Source organism: Pseudomonas sp. AU12215, from assembly GCF_001675465.2.
GTDB lineage: Bacteria > Pseudomonadota > Gammaproteobacteria > Pseudomonadales > Pseudomonadaceae > Pseudomonas > Pseudomonas nitroreducens.
Window position 1 is genome coordinate 76,998 of the sequence record NZ_MACM02000179.1, and the last position, 24,103, is coordinate 101,100.

General features: G+C 65.0%; 23 protein-coding genes and 1 pseudogene. 18 read left to right on the forward strand and 6 right to left on the reverse strand.

The window, feature by feature from the left end:
• Nucleotides 1-2: 2 nt before the first annotated feature.
• The 8 genes from A9513_RS31100 to A9513_RS31135 all read left to right on the forward strand — a co-directional run bounded on the left by A9513_RS31100 (nucleotide 3) and on the right by A9513_RS31135 (nucleotide 6,816).
• Nucleotides 3-1,058: a chemotaxis response regulator protein-glutamate methylesterase gene (locus A9513_RS31100; protein WP_038803468.1), complete on the forward strand. Its 1,056-nt coding sequence runs from the start codon at nucleotides 3-5 to the stop codon at nucleotides 1,056-1,058.
• A 190-nt stretch (nucleotides 1,059-1,248) separates the two neighbouring features.
• Complete coding sequence (gene siaA / locus A9513_RS31105; RefSeq protein ID WP_024766250.1) at nucleotides 1,249-3,237, forward strand: biofilm regulation protein phosphatase SiaA; 1,989 nt, start codon at nucleotides 1,249-1,251, stop codon at nucleotides 3,235-3,237.
• Nucleotides 3,238-3,247: 10 nt separating this feature from the next.
• Nucleotides 3,248-3,790 carry a biofilm regulation protein kinase SiaB gene (gene siaB / locus A9513_RS31110; protein ID WP_024766249.1) on the forward strand — a complete coding sequence of 181 codons (543 nt, stop codon included), beginning with the start codon at nucleotides 3,248-3,250 and terminating at the stop codon, nucleotides 3,788-3,790.
• Nucleotides 3,791-3,815: 25 nt separating this feature from the next.
• Nucleotides 3,816-4,196, forward strand: a complete 381-nt coding sequence (siaC, locus tag A9513_RS31115) for a biofilm regulation phosphoprotein SiaC (RefSeq protein ID WP_024766248.1) — start codon at nucleotides 3,816-3,818, stop codon at nucleotides 4,194-4,196.
• Between the two features lie 5 nt (nucleotides 4,197-4,201).
• On the forward strand, nucleotides 4,202-4,990 hold the full coding sequence (siaD, locus tag A9513_RS31120) for a biofilm regulation diguanylate cyclase SiaD (protein ID WP_024766247.1): 789 nt from the start codon (nucleotides 4,202-4,204) through the stop codon (nucleotides 4,988-4,990).
• 89 nt (nucleotides 4,991-5,079) lie between these two features.
• Nucleotides 5,080-5,883 (forward strand): NYN domain-containing protein, encoded by an 804-nt coding sequence (locus A9513_RS31125; RefSeq protein ID WP_024766246.1) that lies wholly within the window; start codon nucleotides 5,080-5,082, stop codon nucleotides 5,881-5,883.
• An 87-nt stretch (nucleotides 5,884-5,970) separates the two neighbouring features.
• Nucleotides 5,971-6,285 carry a DUF2845 domain-containing protein gene (locus A9513_RS31130; protein ID WP_024766245.1) on the forward strand — a complete coding sequence of 105 codons (315 nt, stop codon included), beginning with the start codon at nucleotides 5,971-5,973 and terminating at the stop codon, nucleotides 6,283-6,285.
• A 105-nt stretch (nucleotides 6,286-6,390) separates the two neighbouring features.
• Nucleotides 6,391-6,816, forward strand: coding sequence for a GNAT family N-acetyltransferase (locus tag A9513_RS31135; protein ID WP_024766244.1), 426 nt, complete (start codon nucleotides 6,391-6,393; stop codon nucleotides 6,814-6,816).
• Nucleotides 6,817-6,924: 108 nt separating this feature from the next.
• On the opposite strand, the gene A9513_RS31140 is transcribed toward A9513_RS31135, so the two are convergent.
• The 3 genes from A9513_RS31140 to A9513_RS31150 form a co-directional block, all read right to left on the reverse strand.
• A complete protein-coding gene (locus A9513_RS31140; protein WP_024766243.1) occupies nucleotides 6,925-8,421 on the reverse strand; it encodes a CoA-acylating methylmalonate-semialdehyde dehydrogenase in 1,497 nt (498 codons plus the stop codon).
• A gap of 172 nt (nucleotides 8,422-8,593) precedes the next feature.
• On the reverse strand, nucleotides 8,594-8,902 hold the full coding sequence (locus A9513_RS31145; protein ID WP_065086405.1) for a cupin domain-containing protein: 309 nt from the start codon (nucleotides 8,900-8,902) through the stop codon (nucleotides 8,594-8,596).
• The gene (locus A9513_RS31150; RefSeq protein WP_024763736.1) at nucleotides 8,903-10,249 is read right to left on the reverse strand and encodes an aspartate aminotransferase family protein; all 1,347 of its coding nucleotides are present in this window, start codon (nucleotides 10,247-10,249) and stop codon (nucleotides 8,903-8,905) included.
• Nucleotides 10,250-10,386: 137 nt separating this feature from the next.
• Here A9513_RS31150 and A9513_RS31155 point away from each other — a divergent pair, with 137 nt between their 5' ends.
• The 5 genes from A9513_RS31155 (at nucleotide 10,387) to argE (ending at nucleotide 15,521) form a co-directional block, all read left to right on the forward strand.
• Nucleotides 10,387-11,307, forward strand: a complete 921-nt coding sequence (locus A9513_RS31155; protein WP_024763735.1) for a LysR family transcriptional regulator — start codon at nucleotides 10,387-10,389, stop codon at nucleotides 11,305-11,307.
• 411 nt (nucleotides 11,308-11,718) lie between these two features.
• Entirely contained in the window at nucleotides 11,719-13,050 is a 1,332-nt protein-coding gene (locus tag A9513_RS31160) for an NAD(P)/FAD-dependent oxidoreductase (RefSeq protein ID WP_024763734.1), read from the forward strand.
• Nucleotides 13,051-13,053: 3 nt separating this feature from the next.
• Nucleotides 13,054-13,464 (forward strand): RidA family protein, encoded by a 411-nt coding sequence (locus A9513_RS31165; protein WP_015474916.1) that lies wholly within the window; start codon nucleotides 13,054-13,056, stop codon nucleotides 13,462-13,464.
• 124 nt (nucleotides 13,465-13,588) lie between these two features.
• Nucleotides 13,589-14,263, forward strand: coding sequence for a DUF1028 domain-containing protein (locus tag A9513_RS31170; RefSeq protein WP_024763732.1), 675 nt, complete (start codon nucleotides 13,589-13,591; stop codon nucleotides 14,261-14,263).
• Between the two features lie 106 nt (nucleotides 14,264-14,369).
• Nucleotides 14,370-15,521 carry an acetylornithine deacetylase gene (argE, locus tag A9513_RS31175; RefSeq protein ID WP_024763731.1) on the forward strand — a complete coding sequence of 384 codons (1,152 nt, stop codon included), beginning with the start codon at nucleotides 14,370-14,372 and terminating at the stop codon, nucleotides 15,519-15,521.
• 471 nt (nucleotides 15,522-15,992) lie between these two features.
• On the opposite strand, the gene A9513_RS31180 is transcribed toward argE, so the two are convergent.
• From A9513_RS31180 to A9513_RS31190, 3 genes are all read right to left on the reverse strand, one after another.
• Nucleotides 15,993-16,637: an HAD family hydrolase gene (locus tag A9513_RS31180; protein WP_024763730.1), complete on the reverse strand. Its 645-nt coding sequence runs from the start codon at nucleotides 16,635-16,637 to the stop codon at nucleotides 15,993-15,995.
• Between the two features lie 85 nt (nucleotides 16,638-16,722).
• A complete protein-coding gene (locus A9513_RS31185; protein WP_052239099.1) occupies nucleotides 16,723-17,862 on the reverse strand; it encodes a hypothetical protein in 1,140 nt (379 codons plus the stop codon).
• A gap of 195 nt (nucleotides 17,863-18,057) precedes the next feature.
• Complete coding sequence (locus A9513_RS31190; protein WP_065086406.1) at nucleotides 18,058-18,600, reverse strand: gamma carbonic anhydrase family protein; 543 nt, start codon at nucleotides 18,598-18,600, stop codon at nucleotides 18,058-18,060.
• 76 nt (nucleotides 18,601-18,676) lie between these two features.
• Between A9513_RS31190 and prlC the strand changes: the two genes are divergently transcribed.
• From prlC to A9513_RS35900, 5 genes and pseudogenes are all read left to right on the forward strand, one after another.
• Nucleotides 18,677-20,722 carry an oligopeptidase A gene (gene prlC / locus A9513_RS31195; RefSeq protein WP_024763728.1) on the forward strand — a complete coding sequence of 682 codons (2,046 nt, stop codon included), beginning with the start codon at nucleotides 18,677-18,679 and terminating at the stop codon, nucleotides 20,720-20,722.
• Nucleotides 20,722-20,991: a YheV family putative zinc ribbon protein gene (locus A9513_RS31200; RefSeq protein WP_024763727.1), complete on the forward strand. Its 270-nt coding sequence runs from the start codon at nucleotides 20,722-20,724 to the stop codon at nucleotides 20,989-20,991. Before prlC ends, A9513_RS31200 begins: the two co-directional genes overlap by 1 nt.
• A gap of 239 nt (nucleotides 20,992-21,230) precedes the next feature.
• Nucleotides 21,231-22,853 carry an inorganic phosphate transporter gene (locus tag A9513_RS31205; protein WP_255302911.1) on the forward strand — a complete coding sequence of 541 codons (1,623 nt, stop codon included), beginning with the start codon at nucleotides 21,231-21,233 and terminating at the stop codon, nucleotides 22,851-22,853.
• Nucleotides 22,854-22,937: 84 nt separating this feature from the next.
• Nucleotides 22,938-23,162, forward strand: a pseudogene (locus A9513_RS31210) (radical SAM protein); the annotation flags it as partial.
• Between the two features lie 85 nt (nucleotides 23,163-23,247).
• Nucleotides 23,248-24,103: hypothetical protein (locus A9513_RS35900; protein WP_141678557.1), on the forward strand; the 856-nt coding region annotated here is incomplete at its 3' end.

A 24,103-nucleotide genomic window follows, 5' to 3' on the forward strand; every position in this document is an offset into this window, starting at 1 on the left:
CGATGACCGTCAAGGTGCTGATCGTCGACGACTCGGCGCTGATTCGCAGCCTGCTCAAGGACATCATCCAGAACGACCCGGAACTGCAGTTGGTGGGCGCCGCGCCCGACGCCTTCGTTGCCCGCGACCTGATCAAGCAGCACGCGCCGGACGTCATCACCCTCGACGTGGAAATGCCGCGCATGGACGGCCTGACTTTCCTCGACAAGCTGATGAAAGGCCGACCGACGCCGGTGCTGATGATCTCCTCGCTGACCGAGAAGGGTTCCGAAGCCACCCTGCGCGCCCTGGAGTTGGGCGCCATCGACTTCATCGCCAAGCCGCGCCTGGGCATCGCCGAAGGCATGCAGGCCTATGCCGAGGAAATCTGCGCCAAGCTCAAGGCCGCCGCCCGCGCCCGGCTGCCCCGCGCCCGCCCCGCCACCGTCGCGGGTGCACCGGCAACGAGCAGCGCGCCGCTGCTGAGCACCGAGAAGATTTTTGCCATCGGCGCCTCCACCGGCGGTACCGAGGCCATCAAGGAAGTCCTGCTCGGCTTGCCGCCGGACTGCCCCGGCACCGTCGTGACCCTGCACATGCCACCAGGCTTCACCAAGTCCTACGCCGAGCGACTGGACCGTCAGACGCGCTTGTCCGTGCGCGAGGCCCGCGATGGCGACCGCATCCTCCCCGGCCACGTGCTGCTCGCCCCTGGCGATTACCACATGGAAGTGCAGCGCAGCGGTGCCAACTACGTGGTGCGCCTGCACCGCGAGGCGGCGGTGAACGGCCACCGGCCGGCGGTGGATGTAATGTTCAACTCCCTCGCCCGCTGTGCCGGGCGCAACCTCATCGCTGCCCTGCTCACCGGCATGGGCAAGGATGGGGCCCGCGGCTTGCAGGCGATCCGCCAAGCCGGCGGCCACACCGTCGCCCAGGACGAGGCCACCTGCGTGGTCTACGGCATGCCCCGCGAGGCAGTGGAACTGGGCGCCGCCAAGGAAGTCCTGCCGCTGGAGCGCATCGCCGGGTCTCTCCTACAACAGGCGCGACAGAGCGGAAGTGGGAACCGCGTCTAGTTATGAGGGAATCATCCGGTACAGCTGCGCGACTTTTCATACAGGGTCTAGACTCGGGCCAATTGACCGGCGCCAATTATATGGCGATCCGATATCAATTTGGTTTGATTGTGCCCGTATACAAAATGCACAATTGAGCTTTCGCCAAAAGACCGGCACACGGCGGGCGACACGGGGATATGAGATAGCCATGGCGGCAAGATGGGGGTTGCGCGGCAAATCGGTGGTGGCATTGCTCATCGCCTGTCTCCTGGCGCTGGTACCGGCGGTGATGCTGGGCTGGAAGGCCATGGAAGACATCCGCACGCATTTCGGCCTCGCCTTCGCGAGAAACTTCACGCTGCTCAACCAGCAGAAGATCATCGCACCGGTAATCCGCGAACTGGCGCTGTCGCGGCGCCTGGCCGAATCGGTGGTGACCCAGGACTGGCTGCTGGCCGAAAACGACCCGGCGCGCCGCTCGCTGTTCTTCCGCGAGGCCGAAGGCTTCCGCGCCGACCAGCACAACTATTCCTATTTCGTCGTGGTGGACTCCTCGCGGCACTACTACTTCAACGACTCCAGCTCGCCGCTCTCCAACTCCCCGCGCTACACCCTGAGCGACACCGACCCGCAGGACCGCTGGTACTTCGATACCCTCGCCCGCGACGAGACCTACAACATCAACGTCAACTACGACGCCAAGCTGAAGGTCACCAAGGTCTGGTTCAACATGGTCGTACGCGCCGGCAACGAGAAGGTCGGCCTGGCCGGTGGCGGCCTGGACCTTACCGAATTCCTCGACCAGTTCATCTCCCGCCGCGAGGCCGGGGTAACACCCATGATCGTCGACCCGGACGGCGCCATCCAGGCGCACCCGGACACCAGGCTGATCGCCTATTCCTCCGGCTCCAGTGGCCAGGCCAAGCACCACGTGTTCGACCTGCTGGGCAATGACCAGGAGCGCACCGCCCTGCGCCAGACCCTGCGCCAGGCCGAGGCCAACCCCGGCGAAGTGGAAACCATGTGGGGCACCATCGACGGCAAGGAACAGCTGATCGCCACCGCCTACATCCCGCAGCTGCGCTGGCACGTGCTCAGCGCCATCGACCTGCACGCCGCCCAGGTGCTCGACAGCCGCTGGATCTGGCCGCTGGTAGGCACCCTCGCCGGGTTGCTGGCGATCCTGCTGATCGGCTTCGCCTACACCGTCGACCTGCTGGTGCTGCGCCCGCTGCGCGGCCTCAAGCAGTCGGCCAAGGCGATTGCCGCCGGGCAGTACGACAGCCCGCTGCCGCGCACCCGCCCGGACGAGATCGGCGAGCTTTCCAGCGCCTTCGCCAGCATGGCCGACCAGGTCCGCCGGCACACCGAGGAGCTGGAAGACAAGGTCCAGCAGCGCACCCAGGCGCTGGAAAAGGCTAACCGCGAGATGGCCGCCGCACAGAAGAAGATCGGCGACTCCATCGACTACGCCAGCCTGATCCAGCGCGCCATCCTCCCCGACCGCCAGCTGAAGGCGTCCCTGGGCGAGCACCACTTCGTCCTGTGGAAGCCGCGCGACGTGGTCGGTGGCGACTTCTACATCTATCGCGAAGGCCCAGTGGACAGCCTGATCGGCGTGGTGGACTGCGCTGGCCACGGCGTGCCCGGCGCACTGATGACCATGCTCGCCCTGGCCGCCATCGACCACGCCATCGACAGCGTAAAAAGCCACGACCCGGCCGCCATCCTGCATGAAACCGACCACGTGATGCGCGGCATGCTCGGGCAGGAGGAGTTCACTCACTCGCTGGCCACCAACATGGACGCAGGCCTGGTGCGTGTCGACCACCAGAGCAAACTGCTGCATTTCTCCGGGGCGAAGATTTCCCTGTTCGCCAGCGACGGCAACGACGTGCGCGAATACAAGGGCGCGCGCCGAGCCATCGGCGACAAGCGCCAGGGCGACTATCAGGACGTGGAAATCCCGATGGAAGCCGGCTGGACCTATTACCTGTGCACCGACGGCTTCCTCGACCAGGCCGGCGGCGAGCACGGCTTCGGCTTCGGCAACAGCCGCTTCGCCGCCCTGCTGCGCAACCACGCCCGCCGACCATTGGCAGAGCAGGCCGACGTATTCGCCGCTACCCTCGCCCAGTATCAAGGCGAGCAGCCGCAGCGCGACGACATCACCATTCTCTCTTTCCGCTTCGACTAGGGGTTAATCCATGGAATCGCTAGATCTGTTGGCCATGCGCGAGAGCTACACCCGGCAACGCATATTGCTCTGCTTCAACGGGCCCATCTCGCGCAGCCTGATCGAGGAGATCGGCCACGCGCTGCGCAACTACATGCAGGCCGAGCAGGCCCACCCCAGCGAAGCGATGGACGTGTTCGCCGTCTACATCGAGATGACCCAGAACATCCGCCACTACGCCTCCCTGCGCGGCTACAACGACCAGGAAGCCTCGGCCACCGTGGCCATTGCCCGCGACGACGAAGGCCACTACGTGGTCTCCGCCGGCAACCTGGTGGAGCTGGCCGACGGCCAGGGCCTGGTACGCAGCATCGAGGCCATCGCCGGGCTGGACAAGGCCCAGCTCAAGGCCGCCTACAAGGAACAGCTGCGCCGCCCGCGCGACGCCGAAGCCTCCACCGGCGCCGGCCTGGGCCTGCTGGACATTGCCCGCAAGTCCAGCGCGCCACTGAAGACCTCACTCACCGAACAACCCGACGGCCGCGCCTTCTTCAGCCTGCGCGCCGTGATCTGATCTGCGAAATTCAGGAAGACCCGATATGAGCGATCTCCACGTCAACGGCACCCAATCCACCCCACAGATCCACGGCGACTGGCAGGCCGGCATCCTCGCGATGCAGGGCGACTCCTACCCGGAGAACTCCTATGAGCTGTTCGGCCAGGTCATCGAATGGGTCGAGCGCTTCCTCACCCAGGAACAGCGCCCGCTGGAACTCGACCTGCGCCTGCTGTACCTCAACACCAGCTCGATCAAGGCCATGATGGACATCTTCGACCTGCTCGAAGAAGCCCACGGCCAGGGCCGCACCACCCGCGTGGCATGGCACTATGACCGACGCAACGAACGCGTCGCCGAACTGGCCGAGGAATTCCGCGAGGACTGTACCTTCCCGTTCGTCATCCAAGCCTACGACGAGTAAGTGCCATGACTAGCGAGCGCGAGCTGGACCTGCTGATCGAAGACCTGCTGGCCGACCCACAGTACGAAGGGCACCCCCTGCGCGAGGCCCTGTACCAGAAGCACCAGCAGTCCCTCGACCAGCTCGCGCGCCTGGAGCGCATCGCGCGGATTTCCGACGGCTTCCAGTCCATGGCCCGGCAGCAGAACAGCACACTGTCCGAGCGCTACCACAAGCAACTGCGCCAGCTGGAAAAGGTCGCGCGCATCTCCGACCGCTACCAGGACATGATGCGCGACCTCAACGTCGCGCTGAAGGAAGCCTCGACCCACGACACCCTCACCGGCATCGCCAACCGCCGACTGCTGATGGAGCGCCTGCGCGAGGAAAGCGAGCGCGCCCAGCGCCACGGCGAGTCCTACGTGCTGGCCATGCTCGACGTCGATCGCTTCAAGCAGGTCAATGACACCTGGGGCCACGAAGTCGGCGACCGCGTGCTGGTGGAAATCGGCCGCGCCATGGAGTCCGCCCTGCGCCAGTACGACCTCTGCGGCCGCTGGGGCGGCGAGGAGTTCCTGCTGATCCTGCCGGATACTCGCCTCACCGACGCCGCCGCGATCATCGAGCGCGTGCGCAACGACATCCGCTGCCTCGCCGTGCGCGTGGGCACCAATGCCCTGTCCGTGACCGCCAGCTTCGGCGTCGCCGAGCATCATCCGGGCGAAAGCTATTCCCAGACCCTGAGCCGGGCCGACGCCGCCCTGCTGGACGCCAAGCGCAGCGGGCGGGACAAATGCGAGTTCGCCACCGATTGAACGAACGCCGACGCGAGCACGCGTTCACGCAGGTGGTATCCGCAGCCCAATCCGATTAAGGTCCGAGGACCGCAAGGAAAGGATGCAACATGGCCACCAGATCCCCCACCCCGCGCCAGCAGACGCACCTCGCCGTCCTGATCGACGCCGACAACGCCCCCGCCGCCATTGTCGAGGGCCTGTTCGAGGAGATCGCCAAGTACGGCGTCGCCAGCGTCAAGCGCATCTATGGCGACTGGACCAAGCCCAACCTGGGCAAGTGGAAGCAGGTGCTGCTGGACCACTCCATCCAGCCCATGCAGCAGTTCGCCTACACCAGCGGCAAGAACGCCACCGACAGCGCGCTGATCATCGACGCCATGGACCTGCTCTACACCCGCCGCTTCGACGGCTTCTGCCTGGTCTCCAGCGACAGCGACTTCACCCGCCTGGCCGCACGCCTGCGCGAGGAAGGGCTGACGGTCTACGGCTTCGGCGAGGAGAAGACGCCCAAGCCGTTCGTCTCCGCCTGCGACAAGTTCATCTACACCGAAATCCTCCGCGCCACGCCCGAAGCCCCCGTCGAGCCGGTGCCCGTCACCGACAAGACGGCCGCCCCGAGCGCCAACGACACGCCCAAACCCGCGGCCAAGCGCAAATCGCAAAAGGTCCCGCTGGACTTCATCGCCAAGGTGCTCGACGACATCGACGGCGACGATGACGACTGGGTCCAGCTGGGCGCTCTGGGGCAGAACATCGGCAAGCTGCAACCCGCGTTCGACCCGCGCCTGTATGGCTTCAAGAAGCTCAGCGACCTGATCAAGGGCCACCCCAAGCGCTTCGAGCTGCAGGCACGCGGCGGCGGTAGCGGCGGCAAGGACCTGTATGTGCGCAACGTGGGCACCGCGCGCTGAGAACATCGCCCTGCACTGCCCCCGCTCAACGAACACGCCACGCCTGACGGTTAAAGTCGGGCGTGAGCACCTCTGCGGAGCAATCCCATGCGCTTCCTGCTGATCCCCCTGCTGGCCCTGCTCGCTGCGAGCGGCGCCCATGCCGGCACATTGCGCTGCGGCACCAGCCTGATCAACGAAGGCGATCCGATGGACGAAGTCCTCGCCAAGTGCGGCGAGCCTGCCAAACGCGTGATCGTCCCTCCCAGGCCTCCTCGGCGCGACTCGACCGGTAAGCTCATTCCTGGCGAAGCCCAGCTGGAAACCTGGATGTACGGCCCCAGCGGCGGGGCCTACCGTTACCTGTTCTTCCGCGATACCAAGCTGCTGTCGATCAACATGTCGCGCAAGGAGCTACTCTGAGCTTCCCGCGCCACTCGTCCCAGCACGCCCGCCGCTACCAAAGACGCCTACCCATGGCGGCGGCATCTCCCTAGACTGGTCGCCTTCGCCAATCCGGAGGGCACCATGCAAACCACCTTCAACTTCACCCTCGGCATCGACCCGCAGGCGCGCGACGTCGTGGTCAAGGGCCTGCTCGCCTACAACCTCGGGCAGATGGGCCGCAGCAACACCTACGACGACTTCGAACTCTACGCCCGCGACCCGGATGGCGAAGTGGTCGGCGGCATGTTCGGCCAATCCGGCATGGGCTGGCTCTACATCGACTACCTCTGGCTGCAGGACGACCAGCGCGGCAGCGGCCTGGGCAGCCAGCTCATCGCCCTGGCCGAAGACGAAGCCCGTCGCCGCGGCTGCGTCGGCCTGTTCCTCTACACCTACAGCTTCCAGGCCCCCGGCTTCTACGAGAAACAGGGCTTCGAGCGCATGGGCGTGCTCGAGGATTGCCCGCCGGGGCATCAGCGCATCTACCTGAAGAAACACCTGGGCTGATCGCCGGGTTCTGCGTAGGCGAGACCATTCGCACACCGCACCAGCGCTCCGCTGAAAATAAAAAAGGCCGGTCAACTGACCGGCCTTTCTCTTACCGCTTATTCACCATCAGCCATTGCTGGGGAAGGCGAACTGCGCCGCTTCGTGCGACTTGCGCTGCGGCCAGCGCTGGGTGATGGCCTTGCGCTTGGTGTAGAAGCGCACGCCATCCGGGCCGTAGGCGTGCAGGTCGCCGAACAGCGAACGCTTCCAGCCGCCGAAGCTGTGGTAGGCCACCGGTACCGGCAGCGGCACGTTGACGCCGACCATGCCGACTTCGATCTCGTCGCAGAACAGGCGCGCCGCTTCACCGTCGCGGGTGAAGATGCAGGTGCCGTTGCCGTATTCGTGGTCGTTGATCAGTTGCATGGCTTCTTCCAGGCTGTTCACGCGCACGATGCACAGCACCGGGCCGAAGATTTCTTCCTGGTAGATGGTCATGTCCGGGGTCACCTTGTCGAACAGGGTGCCGCCGACGAAGAAGCCGTTCTCATGACCGGCGACCTTGTAGTTGCGGCCGTCGACCAGCAGCTGGGCGCCCTGCTCGACACCGGCGTCGATGTAGCCGGTGACTTTCTGCTGGGCAGCGCCGGTGACCAGCGGGCCCATGTCCAGGCCGCAGGAGGTGCCGGCGCCGATTTTCAGGGCCTTGATCTGCGGAACGATCTTCTCGACCAGCGCGTCGCCGATCTGGTCGCCCACGCACACGGCCACGGAGATGGCCATGCAGCGCTCGCCGCAGGAGCCGTAGGCCGCCCCCATCAGGGCGCTGACGGCGTTGTCCAGGTCGCAGTCGGGCATCAGCACGGCGTGGTTCTTGGCGCCGCCCAGGGCCTGTACTCGCTTGCCGCGCTTGGTGCCTTCGGAATAGATGTACTCGGCGATCGGGGTCGAACCGACGAAGCTCAGGGCTTTGACTTCCGGGGCCTCGATCAGCGCGTCGACGGCGGTCTTGTCGCCGTGCACCACGTTCAGCACGCCCTTGGGCAGGCCGGCTTCTTCGAACAGTTCGGCGATCAGCAGGGTGGAGCTCGGGTCACGCTCGGACGGCTTGAGGATGAAGGTGTTGCCGCAGGCGATGGCCAGCGGGTACATCCACAGCGGCACCATGGCCGGGAAGTTGAACGGGGTGATGCCGGCGACCACGCCGATCGGCTGGAAGTCACTCCAGGCGTCGATGTTCGGGCCGACGTTGCGGCTGTATTCGCCCTTGAGGATTTCCGGGGCGGCGCTGGCGTATTCGACGTTCTCGATGCCGCGCTTGAGTTCACCGGCGGCGTCTTCCAGGGTCTTGCCGTGTTCTTCGCTGATCAGCTGGCTGATGCGCGCTTCGTTGGCTTCGAGCAGTTGCTTGAAGCGGAACAGCACCTGGGCGCGCTTGGCCGGCGGGGTGTTGCGCCAGGCCGGGAAGGCGGCCTTGGCGGCGTCGATGGCCTGCTGCACGGTTTCGCGGCTGGCCAGCGGAACCTTGCGGATGGCTTCGCCGGTGGACGGGTTGAAGACGTCGGCGGTGCGGCCGGTGTCGGCGATCATTTCGCCGCCGATCAGGTGCTTGACGGTGGTCATGGGAAGTCTCTTCTCGCTGAAAGTGTGGGGCGGGGCTCGCGAGGAGCCCCTCTCCCTAGCCCTCTCCCTGAAGGGAGAGGGGATTGTTCGGTATGAAGCGTGGGCTGCAAGGCACGCCGGCAGTCACTCTAAGGTGACTCGTCGCGGCATGCCTTCTCGCGTGCCCGCGCGCTCAGTGGGCGTGCGGCCGACCGTCCTTGAGCTCGATCTCGATGAAGGCCACTTCGTGATCGCACGGGTTGATCACGTTGTGCTCCGTACCGATCTGGCGGGTGTAGCTCTGGCCCAGGACCAGCGGCGCGCGCCGCTCGCCCTCGGGGGTTTCCAGCAGCAGCTCGCCGTTGGTCACCGGGACCACGACGTACTCCATGCCGTGACGGTGCCAGCCGGTCTCGGCACCGGGAGCGAAACGCCACTCGGTGACCAGGACCTTGTCGTTGTCGATCTGTACCGTCGGGACGGCCTTCGGACGCTCGCTCACTTACGCTACACCATTGAGGGCGTCGCCGACGGCGCTGAACAGGCGGTCCAGGTCCTCGGGCTTGGCGTTGAAGGTCGGGCCGAACTGCAGGGTGTCGCCGCCGAAGCGTACGTAGAAGCCTTCTTTCCACAGCTTCATGCTGGCTTCGAACGGACGCACGATGGCATCGCCGTCACGGGCGCCGATCTGGATGGCGCCGGCCAGGCCGCAGTTGCGGATGTCGACGACGTTCTTCGCGCCTTTCAGGCCGTGCAGGGCCTTCTCGAAGTGCGGAGCCAGTTCCAGGGACTGCTGGATCAGGTTTTCTTTTTCCAGCAGGTCCAGCGCGGCGAGACCGGCGGCACAGGCGACCGGGTGCGCGGAGTAGGTGTAGCCATGGCCGAACTCGACGGCATACTCCGGCAGGTTCTGGCCCATGAAGGTGTCGTAGATTTCGCTGCTGGCAATCACCGCGCCCATGGGGATGGCGCCGTTGGTGACCTGCTTGGCGACGTTCATGATGTCCGGCTTCACGCCGAAGAACTCGGCGCCGGTGGCCTTGCCCATGCGGCCGAAGGCGGTGATCACTTCGTCGAAGATCAGCAGGATGTTGTGCTGGTCGCAGATTTCGCGCAGGCGTTGCAGGTAGCCCTTCGGCGGCACCAGCACGCCAGCGGAACCGGACATCGGCTCGACGATGACGGCGGCGATGTTGGAGGCGTCATGCAGCTCGATCAGCTTGAGCAGTTCGTTGGCCAGCTCGACGCCGCCCGTCTCGGCCATGCCCTTGGTGAAGGCCAGGCCCGGCTGCAGGGTGTGCGGCAGGTGGTCGACGTCCATCAGCTGGCCGAACATCTTGCGGTTGCCGCCGATGCCGCCCAGGGCGGTGCCGGCGACGTTCACACCGTGGTAGCCACGGGCGCGGCCGATCAGCTTGGTCTTCTGCGCCTGGCCTTTCAGGCGCCAGTAGGCGCGGGCCATCTTGATCGAGGTGTCGGCGCACTCGGAGCCCGAGCCGGTGAAGAACACGTGGTCGAGGCCGGCCGGGGTCAGCTGGGTGATCTTCTCGGCCAGCTTGAAGGACAGCGGGTGGCCGTACTGGAAGGCAGGGGAGTAGTCGAGGGTGGTCAGCTGCTTGGCCACCGCGTCGGCGATTTCCTTGCGCGAGTGACCGGCGCCGCAGGTCCACAGGCCCGACAGGCTGTCGTAGATCTTGCGGCCCTTGTCGTCCACCAGCCAGCTGCCTTCCGCGGCGACGATGATGCGCGGGTCTTTGTGGAAGTTGCGGTTGGCGCTGAAGGGCATCCAGTGGGCCTTCAGGTTCAGTTCGCTGGCCACCGACGGGGTGACGTTCACTTGCTGGTTCATGCAGCTTGTCCTCGAAGACAGTCTTGTTGGGCGCGCAGGCCGCGGCGGGCCTGGCGCGATGACAGTAGATTGGGCCTGACTTAACGTGAGTTAAAGCTTATTCTTCTTACGTTCAGTTTCGGATTGGTAAAACTAAAATGGCGAAACAACGGGCGCCGTCCCTGGGCCAGGTCAGCGATTTCGAGATCCGCCTGCTGCGCATCTTCAAAACCATAGTCGAGTGCGGCAGCTTCTCGGCCGCCGAGAGCACGCTGGGCATCAGCCGCTCGGCGATCAGCCTGCACATGGGCGACCTGGAAAAGCGCCTGGGCATGCGCCTGTGCCAGCGCGGCCGGGCAGGTTTCGCACTGACCGACGAGGGCCGCGAGGTCTATCGCGCCACGCAATCGCTGTTGGCGGCGCTGGAGGGCTTCCGCGCCGAGGTCAACGAGCTGCACCAGCACCTGCGCGGCGAGCTGAACATCGGCATCATCAACAACCTGGTGACCCTGCCGCAGATGCGCATCACCCATGCCCTGCGCGCGCTGAAGGCCAGCGGGCCGGGCGTGCGGATCAATATCGGCATGACCACGCCCAACGAGATCGAGCTGGGAGTTCTCGACGGGCGGTTGCATGTCGGCGTGGTGCCGCTCATCAGCCCGCTGTCGGGGCTGGAATACTCCTCTTTATACGAGGAGCGTTCGCTGCTGTTCTGCAGCCAGGAGCACCCGCTGTTCGAGCGCGACGATGCGGGCATCACCGTGCAGGAAATCCACGCCTGCGACGCGGTGGCGCCAAGTTACCGCATCCCGGCCGAGGCGCAGGAGCGCCACCAGGAGCTGTCCGGCAGCGCCACGGCCTCGGACCGCGAGGGCATGGCCTTCCTGATCCTCACCGGCAGCTACATCGGCTACCTGCCCGACCACTACGCCGCCGACTGGGTCGCCCAGGGCCGCCTGCGCGCGCTGCGGCCGGAGCGCTTCCACTACGACATCCCGCTGACCGTGGTGACCCGCAAGGGCCGCCGGCCGAACCTGGTGCTGGAGCGGTTTCTCGAGGCGGTGGCGCAGAGCCGCTGAGCCTGACACTTTCAGGGGCACGGCAGGCCTGCGGCCCCTCACCCTAACCCTCTCCCGGAGGAAGAGGGGACTGATCGGCGCAGGATGAATCCACGGTGTCCGCCGGCACGATCGGCTCCCTCTCCCTCTGGGAGAGGGCCGGGGTGAGGGTGTTTTTGACTTGATCGGAACAGGCAGGGCACGCACAAGGCACCTCCTGCCTATCCAATTTGTCGCCCCAGCCACCAAAAATCCTATACCCCCTCCCCTGCAGCCCGCGGGCCGCGGGGTTTGCGTGGGTGCAGCTTTTCCCTAGCCTGCGACTACAAAAAACATAATTTCGCTATTCCCAGCCTCTGAACAGAATGCGGCCAACACCTCCTCCCTAGCCGCAACAAGAACAAACGTGATCAGAGTCTGAGGAAGCAAGCCATGACCGACCTGAATCCAGGCGCCTTCGGCAAGAAGTCGCTTGATAACCTGGAAATCGACACGCTGGTCGTTGGCGCCGGACAAGCCGGCGTGGCCATGAGCGAGCACCTGACCCAACAGGGCGTGCCGCACATCGTGCTGGAAAAGAGCCGCATCGCCGAAGCCTGGCGCACCGGACGCTGGGACTCGCTGGTCGCCAACGGCCCGGCCTGGCACGACCGCTTCCCGAACATGGAATTCCCGGTCGGCCCGGACGACTTCCCGCACAAGGAGCAGGTGGCGGATTACTTCGTCGCTTACGCCAAGCAGTTCAACGCGCCGATCCGCACCGGCGTGGAAGTGAAGAAGGTCACCCGCAACGAAGGCCGCCCCGGCTTCACCGTGGAAACCTCCGAAGGCACGATCCAGGCCCTGCGCGTCGTCTCCGCCACCGGCCCGTTCCAGCGCCCGGTGATACCGGCCATCGCGCCGAAGGACGAAGGCCTGTACCAGATCCACTCGGCCAAGTACTACAACCCGCAGCAGCTGCCCGAAGGCGCCGTGCTGGTGATCGGCGCCGGCTCTTCCGGCGTGCAGATCGCCGACGAGCTGAACCGCGCCGGCAAGAAGGTCTTCCTGTCGGTGGGCGCCCATGACCGCCCGCCGCGCTCCTACCGCAACCGCGACTTCGTCTGGTGGCTGGGCGTGCTCGGCCTGTGGGACGCCGAGGAAGTGCAGCCGGGCCGCGAGCACGTGACCATCGCCGTGAGCGGTGCCCGTGGTGGCGAGACCATCGACTTCCGTCGCCTGGCCAACGAGGGCATCACCCTGACCGGCCTGACCAAGGCCTTCGCCGACGGCAAGGTGAGCTTCCAGGACGACCTGGTGGCCAACCTGAAGGCCGGCGATGACAACTACCTCGGCCTGCTCGACGCCGCCGACGCCTACATCGAGCGCAACGGCCTCGACCTGCCGCTGGAGCCGGAGGCCCGCAAGGTCTACGCGGACGCCGAGTGCATTCGCCATCCGATCCAGGAGCTGAACCTCGCCGACGCCGGCATCACCGCGATCATCTGGGCCACCGGCTACGCCGTGGACTTCAACTGGCTGCAGGTGAATGCCTTCGACGACAAGGGCAAGCCCAAGCACCAGCGCGGCGTCTCCCGCGAGCCGGGCGTGTACTTCGTCGGCCTGCCGTGGCTGTCCCGTCGCGGTTCCACCTTCATCTGGGGCGTGTGGCACGACGCCAAGCATGTGGCCGGCCACATCGCCACCCAGCGCCGTTACGTCGAATATCAGGACGCCTCGCAGCGCGAAGGCTCCTCCGTTCAGAAAGCCGCATCCTGGGAGTAAGAGATGCCTACCCATACTCGCATCCGCATGTTCAACACCAAGGACACCTACCCGAACCAGACCCTGGACAACGACCTCTGCCAGGCCGTGCGTGCCGGCAACACCGTGTACGTGCGCGGCCAGGTCGGTACCGACTTCGAGGGCAACCTGGTAGGGCTGGGCGATCCGCGTGCCCAGGCCGAACAGGCGATGAAGAACGTCAAGCAACTGCTGGAAGAAGCCGGCAGCGACCTGTCGCACATCGTCAAGACCACCACCTACCTGATCGACCCGCGCTACCGCGAGCCGGTGTACCAGGAAGTCGGCAAGTGGCTGAAGGGCGTGTTCCCGATCTCCACCGGCCTGGTGGTCTCGGCCCTCGGTCAGCCGCAGTGGCTGATGGAAATCGACGTCATCGCGGTCATTCCGGACTGAAAGCGACTGCGCTAGGCCAGTCAAGGCGGGGCCGTCGCTCGTAACGCTTTCAAGCGTGCAGGCGATGCGGATTTTCCGCATCGCCCTTTGTCGTTTTAGCTAGTAGAACAAGCAAGGAGCCACCATGACCTTCTCCATCGTCGGCCGCTGCGCCGAAACCGGACAATTGGGTATCGCCATCAGCTCCTCGAGCATTGCCGTGGGCGCCCGCTGCCCCTGGGTACGCGCCGGCGTCGGCGCGGTGGCCACGCAGAACATCACCCTGCCGGCCCTCGGCCCGCAGATCCTCGACCAGCTCGAAGCCGGCCTCGAACCCGGCGCGGCGCTGGACAAGGCGCTCTCCAGCAACGGCTATAGCCAGTACCGCCAGGTGACGGTGATCGACCAGCACGGCAAGGTCGCGCTGTTCACCGGTAGCGAAGCGCTGGGCGTGTACAACGCCGTGGCCGGGGAAAACTGCGTGGCGGCGGGCAACCTGCTGTCCTCCCCCGCAGTGATCGAAGCCATGACCCAGGCCTTCGAAGGCGCCAACGGCTGCCTGGCCGAGCGCCTGCTCGCCGCGATGCAGGCCGCGATGGCCGCCGGTGGCGAAGCCGGTCCGGTGCACTCGGCCGCGCTCAAAGTCGTCGGCGACCTGGTCTGGCCGATCGTCGACCTGCGTGTGGACTGGGCGGATGAAGCGCCCATCGATGAGCTGGAAAAACTCTGGGTGGCCTACAAGCCGCAGCTGGAGGACTACCTTGTGCGCGCCCTCGACCCGACCAAGGCACCGAGCTACGGTGTGCCGGGCGACGAGTAACGCCATGCCCCCTGTAGGAGCGAGCTTGCTCGCGAACAGCCTCCGCAGCGGGGCGGGTTCGCGAGCAAGCTCGCTCCTACGAAGAGCCAAAAAGCAGGACCCGACCATGCCTTCCAGCCGTGAAATCCTCGCCGACCTGATCGCCTTCGACACCGTCAGCCGCAACTCCAACCTGGCGCTGATCCACTACATCCGCGACTACCTCGCAGGCCACGGCATCGCCTGCGAGCTGTTTCACGATGCCGAAGGTGGCAAGGCCAACCTCTACGCCACGCTGGGACCGCAGGATCGCGGCGGCGTGTGCCTGTCAGGCCACACCGACGTAGTGCCCACCGACGGCCAGCCGTGGACGGTCCCGCCGTTCGAGCTGACCGAGCGCGATGGCCGTCTTTACGGACGCGGCACGGCGGACATGAAGGGCTACATCGCCTGCGTGCTGGCGGCAGTGCCGGCGTTCCTCGCCCAACCGCTGCGCCTGCCGGTGCACCTGGCGTTCTCCTACGACGAGGAAGTCGGCTGCCTGGGCGTGCGCTCGCTGCTCGCCGCGCTGGAACACCGCGAGCACAAGCCGATGCTGTGCATCATCGGCGAGCCCACCGAACTCAAGCCGGTGCTCGGCCACAAGGGCAAGCTCGCCATGCGCTGCCAGGTACACGGCGCGCCCTGCCACTCGGCCTATGCGCCGCAGGGCGTGAATGCCATCGAATACGCGGCGAAGCTGATCGGCCGCCTCGGCGAGATCGGCACCCGCCTGGCGGAGCCTGCGCGCCACGACCCGCGCTTCGATCCGCCCTATTCCACCGTGCAGACCGGCGTGATCAGCGGCGGCCGCGCGCTGAACATCGTGCCCGCCGAGTGCCAGTTCGATTTCGAAGTGCGCGCGCTGCCCAGCGATGATCCGCAACAGGTCGCCGATGACCTGCGCGCCTTCGCCGAGGCCGAGCTGCTGCCGAAGATGCGCGCGGTGAAGGCCGAGACGGATATCCGCTTCAGCGAACTCTCGGCCTATCCCGCCCTGGTCACCGACCAGCAGGCCCAGGCCGCCGAGCTGATCGCGCTGCTGAGCGGTTCGCGCGACTTCACCACCGTCGCCTACGGCACCGAGGGTGGGCTGTTCGACCAGGCCGGCATTCCCACCGTGGTCTGCGGTCCGGGCAGCATGGACCAGGGCCACAAGCCGGACGAATTCGTCAGCCTGGAGCAGTTGGCCAGGTGCGACGAGATGATGGGGCGGCTGGCGGAGTGGTTGCGCGCCTGAAGCACCGCGCGGTCTAACCGTTTTCGTAGGAGCGGACTGCGTCCGCGATGTGCAACCGGCTTGCTTGGAGCGGCCGGGAATCGATCGCGGATGAATCCGCTCCTACGAGATACCTCCGCRCTTGGGCCATCCCTCACCCTAGCCCTCTCCCAAGGGGAGAGGGGACCGTTCGGTGCAGGATSAAACCTTCRCGTCAGTCGGCTCGGACTGCCCCCTCTCCCTGAGGAGCGGGGCGCGCAGCCAGGGTTGGGGTGAGGGGGAAGAYGCAGCGACGGACTATCCAGAGAAGACGGTTGCTCCTACAACAGCCAAACCCCTCACGCTGAGCCGGCCGCACATCTGGTTGGGAACGCACGGGGGCATACCACGGTACGGGCTGTCACGTCGGTTCGCGAGCAAGCTCGCTCCTACAGGGAGCAATTGCTCTTCGTGGGAGCGAGCTTGCTCGCGAACAGTCCCGGCACAGGAATATCAGGCAAACGCCGCGCGCAGCTCGTCCATGCTCGCGAAGTAGTGCGCCGGGCTTTCCGCCATCAGTTCCTCGCGGCTGCCAAAGCCATAGCCGACACCGGCAGCGGACAGGCCATTACGATGGGCGCCGATCAGGTCGTGCTTGCGGTCGCCGATCATCAGCGTCTGCGCCAGGTTCAGCTTCTCGATAGCCAGCAGATGCTCGATCAGCTCCACCTTGTTGGTCCGCGTGCCGTCCAGCTCGCTGCCGTAGATCACTTTGAAGTGTTTGGCGAAGTCGAAGTGGCGGGCGATTTCCGCCGCGAACACGGTCGGCTTGCTGGTGCAGATGTATAGCGCACGGCCCTGGCCAGCGAGCAGTTGCAGGAGCTCGCCGACGCCGTCGAACACCTTGTTCTCGTACAGCCCGGTGTCCTTGAAGCGCACGCGGTAGTGGTTCACCGCCTCCCAGGCACGCGCCTCGTCGAAGTCGTAGGTGCTCATGAAGCACTGCAGCAGCGGCGGGCCGATGAAATGTTCGAGCTGGCGCAGGTCCGGCTCATCGATGCCCAGTTGGGCGAGCGCGTACTGGATCGAGCGGGTGATGCCCTCGCGCGGGTCGGTGAGGGTGCCGTCGAGGTCGAAGAGGATGTTCTGGTAATGCATGGGATCAGCGTCCGGCCGCGAAAGTCGGGCGGGAAGGATACTGTGCATGGCCGCCTGCGCGAAGCGCGGAGCGCCGAACGACACCTCAGGGCGCCGAGCCCTGGCCCTGCCTGAGCACCCGGAAGCCACCGCTGACGCTCACCGGCTCGGCCTCCCCGGCACCATAGGTCTGCACGCTTGAGTCATCGTCTGGCTCGTCCTCGGGTTGTGCCAGGCGGCCGGTCAGGCTGGCCTGGACGCGGGCGCCCAGGTGATCGACGCCGGACATCACCCCGCCCTCCGGATCACGCATCAGCGCCAGCCATTGTTCGTCGAAGGCAGCGTTGATCTCCTTGCGCAGCTGGGTCTCCACCTCGGGCCGTTCCTTGTCGTTGCCGGCCATGCTGAACAGGGTGAAGGCCACCGAGATGACCGAACCGGCGACCTTGCCCGCTGCGCCAGCCACCACGCCGGCGATGCTGCGGTTCTTCAGTTCATTGACCAGCTTGGCGCTGGTGCGCTGCGCCACCGGCGAGACGCCGCTGACCTTGGTGCCGGCGCCGGCCTTGCCGGAGGCGCTGCGAATCTCCTGCATCAGTGCGGCGAAGGCGGGCAGCTTGCCGATGTCCTTGGCGTTCACCACGTCATACAGCGAGGCATCGCGACTGGAGGGCGGGCCGAGGCCGATGGCCGGAACGCCCATCAGGTGTTCATCGAAGGCCTTCTGCGGGATGCCGCGGCGCTGGGGAATTTCCTTCACCGCCACACTCAGCAGTTCGATGTAATGCCGCGTGGCCTTCTCCATTACCGAGTCGGGATCGACCTGTTTAGCCACTGGGACGAGCACCTGCTTGCGGTACTGCTCCTGCAGGTAGGCGGCGAGTTTGTCGACGGTGGGGTCGAGGTCGCCGTGGGAGCCCATCTTGTACCAGGCGACCTTCATGCCCAGCCATTGCTGGGTCCAGTAGCTGGAGAACCAGGGGATGAATTTCTCGTCGGTGCGCTGGTAAACCAGGTCCATCCATTGCTGCATCGCTTCTTCGGCGTAGGCACGGGCCTGGGAAGTGGCGGCCAGGGAGGCGGCACCGATGTCGGCATCGACCTGGCGCCGGGTGGCTTCGGTGAGCGGAGCGGTGGGTGTGGCGGGGTGATGGGCACAGCCGCCCAGCGCCAGCAGAAGCAGCGCAACGACACCGCCACGCCGCCAGGGCGAAACGGTGGAGCAGAAGGAACACAGACTGTTCATGGCCGCCCGCCGGCTCGGCGGCATCCCCGGCGCCGCCCGCTACTGACTTCGGCCGGGCACGCCCTGGCGTCCGGTCACCTTGGCTCAGTATAGGGCGCGAGGTCTGGCGCGGCGGGCCGTCTGGCGGTTTGGCCGGGGCTTGCTCGCGAACCGCCCAACCGAATGAGCACGATCAGAACATGGGCGCAGGTGCGATCATCCGGCAACCCCCTCGGCAATATGCTGATCCTTCAGCTTCACGTAGTTGCCGGCGGTATAGCTGAAGAACGCGCGCTCCTTGTCCGTCAGCGGGCGGGCCTTCTTCACCGGGCTGCCGACATAGAGGAAGCCGCTCTCCAGCACCTTGCCCGGCGGCACCAGGCTGCCGGCGCCGAGGATCACCTCGTCCTCGATCACCGCACCGTCCATCACGATGGACCCCATGCCCACCAGGATGCGGCTGCCGATGGTGCAGCCATGCAGCAGCACCTTGTGCCCGATGGTCACTTCGTCGCCGATGGTCAGCGGGAAGCCGTCCGGGTTGAACGGGCCGGCGTGGGTGATGTGCAGCACGCTGCTATCCTGCACGCTGGTGCGCGCGCCGATGCGGATGCGGTGCATGTCGCCGCGGATCACCACCAGCGGCCAGACCGAGCTGTCGGCGCCGATCTCCACGTCACCGATGACCACGGCGCTGGCGTCGACGAAGACGCGCTCGCCGAGAGATGGCGTTTTGCCCTGATACGAACGAATAGTCACGATAGAGTCTCTCTGGCTGCGAATAGGCCCGATTGTATTTAAGATGGCCGAGTGTTTCTTCAGCCAAGGTGCCACCGTGAGCGCGAATCCTCTTCTGCAGAGCTACGACCTGCCGCCCTTCTCGTCCATTCGCCCCGAACACGTGAAGCCGGCCATCGAGCAGATCCTCGCCGACAACCGCGCGGCCATCGCGCGTATCCTCGCCCAGCAGAACGGCACCCCGACCTGGGCCGGCCTGGTGCTGGCCATGGACGAACTGCATGACCGCCTGGGCAAGGCCTGGAGCCCGGTCAGCCACCTCAACGCGGTGTGCAACAGCGCCGAGTTGCGCGACGCCTATGAAGGCTGCCTGCCGCTGTTGTCCGCCTACTGGACCGAACTGGGCCAGAACTCCGAGCTGTTCAAGGCCTACGAGGCTCTCGCCAGCAGCCCCGAGTCGAAGGGTTACGACGTCGCCCAGAAGACCATCCTCGAACACGCCCTGCGCGACTTCCGTCTGTCGGGTATCGACCTGCCGGCCGACCAGCAGCAGCGCTACGCCGAGATCCAGACGCGCCTGTCCGAGCTGGGCAGCCGCTTCTCCAACCAGTTGCTGGACGCCACCCAGGCCTGGACCAAGCACGTCACCGACGAAGCCGCCCTCGCCGGCCTGACCGACTCGGCCAAGGCGCAGATGCAGGCCGCCGCGCAGGCCAAGGAACTCGACGGCTGGCTGATCAGCCTGGAATTCCCCAGCTACTACGCGGTCATGACCTACGCCGAAGACCGCGCCCTGCGCGAAGAGGTCTACGCCGCGTACTGCACCCGCGCCTCCGATCAGGGCCCGAATGCCGGGCATAACGACAACGGCCCGGTGATGGAGGAAATCCTCGACCTGCGCCAGGAGCTTTCGCACCTGCTGGGCTTCAAGAACTTCGCCGAGCTGTCGCTGGCCACCAAGATGGCCGAGACGCCCGAGCAGGTGCTGAACTTCCTCCGCGACCTGGCCGTGCGCAGCAAGCCCTTCGCCGCCCAGGACCTCGAGCAGCTCAAGGCCTACGCCGCCGAGCAGGGTTGCGCGAACCTGTCGAGCTGGGACGCCAGCTACTTCGGCGAGAAGCTGCGCGAGGCGCGCTACAGCGTGTCCCAGGAAGCCCTGCGCGAATACTTCCCGATCGACAAGGTGCTTGGCGGCCTGTTCGCCATCGTGCAGAAGCTCTACGGCATCCAGATTCGCGAACTGAACGACTTCGAGCGCTGGCACCCGGACGTGCGCCTGTTCGAGATCGAGGAAAACGGCCAGCACGTCGGCCGCTTCTACTTCGACCTCTACGCCCGCGCCAACAAGCGTGGCGGCGCCTGGATGGACGGCGCCCGCGACCGTCGCCGCACCGCCGGTGGCGACCTGCAGGCGCCGGTGGCCTACCTGGTGTGCAACTTCACCCCCGCGGTCGGCGGCAAGCCGGCGCTGCTGACCCACGATGAAGTCACCACCCTGTTCCACGAGTTCGGCCATGGCCTGCACCACCTGCTGACCCGCGTCGAGCATGCCGGTGCTTCCGGCATCAACGGCGTGGCCTGGGACGCCGTGGAGCTGCCCAGCCAGTTCATGGAGAACTGGTGCTGGGAGCCCGAAGGCCTGGCGCTGATCTCCGGCCACTACGAGACCGGAGCGCCGCTGCCGCAGGACCTGCTGGAGAAAATGCTCGCCGCGAAGAACTTCCAGTCCGGCCTGATGATGGTCCGCCAGCTGGAGTTCTCCCTGTTCGACTTCGAGCTGCACGCCACCCATGGCGACGGCCGCAGCGTGCTCGACGTGATCGAGGCGATCCGCGCTGAAGTCGCGGTGATGCGCCCGCCGGCGTACAACCGTTTCGCCAACAGCTTCGCGCACATCTTCGCTGGCGGTTACGCGGCCGGTTACTACAGCTACAAGTGGGCCGAAGTGCTGTCCGCCGACGCCTTCTCGCGCTTCGAGGAAGAAGGCGTGCTCAACCCGGCGACCGGCGCGGCCTTCCGCGACGCGATCCTGGCCAAGGGCGGCTCCCAGGAGCCGATGGCGCTGTTCGTCGCTTTCCGCGGCCGCGAACCGTCCATCGACGCCCTGCTGCGCCACTCGGGCCTCTCCGAGGAGGCGGCGTGATGAGCGAGGTGAAGAAACGCTTCATCGCCGGGGCCGTCTGCCCGGCGTGCAGCGAGCAGGACAAGATCGTCATGTGGGATGTCGACGGGGTGCCGCACCGCGAATGCGTGGCCTGTGGCTACGCCGATACCCTCAACGCCCAGGGCCAGTCGGTGCCGAAAGAGCTGTCCACCCGCGTCAACACCAGCGCGCTGGAAAAGCCCAAGGACCCGAAGGTGCAGGGGGTTCAGTTCTTCCCTAATCCGAAGCTGAAGAAACCGCAGGAATAAGGCTCGACTGAGTCATGGAAAATGCCCCGGCTTGCCGGGGCATTTCTTTTCATAGCACCCAAAGCGCAGCGCGCCAGCACCGGCATCAAGGAACATGGCTGCTGCCCCGTCATAGCATGAGCGCCGATCCCGCTTTACCGGCCAGCCCATGATCGCCATGGCCGGCTAGTCTGTAGGGCATCGCCGCAAGGAGTCCGCCGTGACCCAGACGTCCCCACTGACCCGAAGGAAGCCCTCACGTGCTTGACCGCTTTGGCATGCTGGAGGTGATGCGCGCCTCGCGCCTGACGCAGTTCCCGATCAGCCCCGTGCTGCGCGAAACCCATGGCTTCAAGGGGCGCCTGACCTTCTTCCTGCTGCTGGCTGGCGCGCTGGTCTTCACCTTCGCCGCGCTCGGCCATGACATCCGCGCCAGCGGCACCCACCTGGAGCCTGGCTGGTCAGTGCTGGTACTGGTGGTCGCGTTGCTGATCGCCCTGGGCTTCGAGTTCATCAACGGCTTCCACGACACGGCCAACGCGGTGGCCACGGTCATCTATACCAATGCACTGCCACCCCGATTCGCGGTGGCCTGGTCGGGATTGTGGAATTTTCTCGGGGTGCTCTTTTCCAGCGGTGCGGTGGCCTTCGCCATCGTCTCGCTGCTGCCGCTGGACCTGCTGCTGAAGGTCGATAGCAGCGCCGGGTTGGCGATGATCTTCGCCCTGCTGATCGCCTCGATCCTGTGGAACCTCGGCACCTGGTGGCTGGGGTTGCCGGTGTCCTCGTCGCACACGCTGATCGGTTCCATCGTCGGCATCGGCCTGGCCCACGGCGCCATGGCCGGGCACATCGGCATATCGGGCAACGCCTGGTCGCAGCTGACGACAGTGGGTTACGCACTCTTTCTGTCGCCGGTGGTGGGCTTCTTCGCCGCGTTCGTGCTGCTGCGAGTGATGAGTTCCACCATCCGCAACCGCGCGCTGTTCCATGCACCGGAAGGCCGCACGCCGCCACCCCGATGGATTCGCGCGATCCTCATCCTCACCTGTACCGGTGTGTCTTTCGCCCACGGCTCCAACGACGGGCAGAAGGGCATCGGCCTGATCATGCTGATCCTGATTGCCACCGTTCCCCTGGCATTCGCGGTGGATCGCGCCCATTCCCCGGAGCAATCCCGCCAGTTGCTCGTCCTCATCCAGACCAGCCAGGAGCAATTGCACCGCAGCGGCGGCACGCCTGCGGCGGACCCGCGCCAGGCCCTCTTGAGCTATCAGGAAGACGAAGTGGTGCGTCCCGAACTGCTGCCATCGCTGGGCAGCGTGATCGGTGACATCGGTACACGGCTGCAGCGCCACGGACAGTTGGACAAAGTGCCCGCCGAAGCGGTGCAGGACCTGCGCAACGACCTCTACCTGAGCCTGGAAACCATCCGCCTGCTGGACCGCAGCGGCCACCGCTTCGATCTGGAAACCTGGAGCAGCCTGCAGGCGCTGCGCCATGAGGCCGACCGCACCATCCGCTTCATTCCCGTGTGGGTGAAGGTCGCGGTCGCCCTGGCGCTGGGGCTGGGTACGCTGGTTGGCTGGAGGCGCATCGTCACCACGGTGGGCGAAGGCATCGGCAAGACCCCGCTGACTTATGCACAGGGCGCCTCGGCACAACTGGTGGCCATGCTCACCATCGGCGCGGCGGATGGCTTCGGCCTGCCGGTGTCGACCACACAAGTGCTCTCCTCGGGAGTGGCGGGGACCATGGCGGCCAACGGCAGCGGCCTGCAATGGCCGACCATCCGCAACATGCTGCTGGCCTGGGTGCTGACGCTGCCCGCCGCCATCGGCCTGGCGGCAGGGTTGTACTGGTTATTCACCCAGGTACTTTAGCCACCGCCCGGCAGTTATCACTGGCTGTGGAAAACTCCGTGGATTACTGTATTCATATACAGTAATTCTTCAGAGCTTTCCCACATGTCCACTTCCCTCCCACCCCGCGGCCGGGGCACCGCCAGCAATCCGCACAACCGCTTCGCGCCGACCACCTCGGTGCCTGTGGATAACGATTGGTATGACGAAGTGCCCAAGCCCCAGGTGACCGAAATCCGCACCGAGCGGGCGAAGACGGTGATCTCGCGCAACCAGTCGCCGGACTTGCCCTTCGACCGTTCGATCAATCCCTATCGCGGCTGCGAGCATGTTATCGTTGACAAAGAAATGTATGGCCAGAGTGTCTAGCTATCCTTGATACTGCTGGCTAGAGACCCATCCAAATGGACGTCAGATGCCTCGCAAGCCTTTCTCCAAGTCTGCACTTGAGTCGCGAGAACGACCGACCCTCCAGCGAAAGCTCCCAGAAAACACCCCCCAAGCGATTCAAGAAAGAAGCACTGCTAGGGGACAAGTCGATGTTTCAGCTCAAGGGTTGCTTGTCCGAAACAAGACTACTGGCACAAGGGAATACGTCCGTGACTTCACAGATCTTGTCACTGAGTATCCGCACCATAAATTAATTGTCCAGCAGTTACTTATAGGTGCGCAGCTCCATTCCGCAAAGAGATTGATCACATATCAATCCCATCAAGACATCTATTACTCAATTCAAGAGTTTGTGCTGTTTCTTAACAGCGCTGAGCCGATCAATAAATCAGTCAAAGGTGTTGCTGATGTCGATGGGCAGGTATGCGTGAATTTTAGGTCATTTCTAATTCGTTCGTATCCAGGTCGCACCGTAAATAGAAAAAGATACGGCGCATTAAAAAATATCTTCCTTTCGTTGAAAAATAAATATAAAGGGCAGGGCTGGGTCGGCAAAGGGTTTGAATGGCCGACTGGACCGGGGATGAACGAGCAAATAACAGAAGGATACAGCAGGGAGATTCATAATAAGCTTGTGGAGGGATGCCTGATCGATATTAAGTTTATTATGAAGTGGATGGAGAGTTACAACAGTGTAGTGGAAGGCGAGAAGCCAATTCTGGCATACGATCTTTCATTAGAAAACTTGATGTTTGATCTGGTTGTAAAAGAGCAAACTAAAAGATCCAACGGGTCAATCAAGGCGACACACATTAAAGGGTTTGAGTGGGTTATACGCTCCACTGGAGATGTTAAAGAATACATACGGGCAAATGGAATAA

Bases quoted from the DNA above. Each gene is read 5' to 3' on its own strand.
- A9513_RS31100 (WP_038803468.1), top strand. From the start codon at position 3: ATGACCGTCAAGGTGCTGATCGTCGACGACTCGGCGCTGATTCGCAGC.
- siaA (WP_024766250.1), top strand. From the start codon at position 1,249: ATGGCGGCAAGATGGGGGTTGCGCGGCAAATCGGTGGTGGCATTGCTC.
- siaB (WP_024766249.1), top strand. From the start codon at position 3,248: ATGGAATCGCTAGATCTGTTGGCCATGCGCGAGAGCTACACCCGGCAA.
- siaC (WP_024766248.1), top strand. From the start codon at position 3,816: ATGAGCGATCTCCACGTCAACGGCACCCAATCCACCCCACAGATCCAC.
- siaD (WP_024766247.1), top strand. From the start codon at position 4,202: ATGACTAGCGAGCGCGAGCTGGACCTGCTGATCGAAGACCTGCTGGCC.
- A9513_RS31125 (WP_024766246.1), top strand. From the start codon at position 5,080: ATGGCCACCAGATCCCCCACCCCGCGCCAGCAGACGCACCTCGCCGTC.
- A9513_RS31130 (WP_024766245.1), top strand. From the start codon at position 5,971: ATGCGCTTCCTGCTGATCCCCCTGCTGGCCCTGCTCGCTGCGAGCGGC.
- A9513_RS31135 (WP_024766244.1), top strand. From the start codon at position 6,391: ATGCAAACCACCTTCAACTTCACCCTCGGCATCGACCCGCAGGCGCGC.
- A9513_RS31140 (WP_024766243.1), bottom strand. From the start codon at position 8,421: ATGACCACCGTCAAGCACCTGATCGGCGGCGAAATGATCGCCGACACC.
- A9513_RS31150 (WP_024763736.1), bottom strand. From the start codon at position 10,249: ATGAACCAGCAAGTGAACGTCACCCCGTCGGTGGCCAGCGAACTGAAC.
- A9513_RS31155 (WP_024763735.1), top strand. From the start codon at position 10,387: ATGGCGAAACAACGGGCGCCGTCCCTGGGCCAGGTCAGCGATTTCGAG.
- A9513_RS31160 (WP_024763734.1), top strand. From the start codon at position 11,719: ATGACCGACCTGAATCCAGGCGCCTTCGGCAAGAAGTCGCTTGATAAC.
- A9513_RS31165 (WP_015474916.1), top strand. From the start codon at position 13,054: ATGCCTACCCATACTCGCATCCGCATGTTCAACACCAAGGACACCTAC.
- A9513_RS31170 (WP_024763732.1), top strand. From the start codon at position 13,589: ATGACCTTCTCCATCGTCGGCCGCTGCGCCGAAACCGGACAATTGGGT.
- argE (WP_024763731.1), top strand. From the start codon at position 14,370: ATGCCTTCCAGCCGTGAAATCCTCGCCGACCTGATCGCCTTCGACACC.
- A9513_RS31180 (WP_024763730.1), bottom strand. From the start codon at position 16,637: ATGCATTACCAGAACATCCTCTTCGACCTCGACGGCACCCTCACCGAC.
- A9513_RS31185 (WP_052239099.1), bottom strand. From the start codon at position 17,862: ATGAACAGTCTGTGTTCCTTCTGCTCCACCGTTTCGCCCTGGCGGCGT.
- A9513_RS31200 (WP_024763727.1), top strand. From the start codon at position 20,722: ATGAGCGAGGTGAAGAAACGCTTCATCGCCGGGGCCGTCTGCCCGGCG.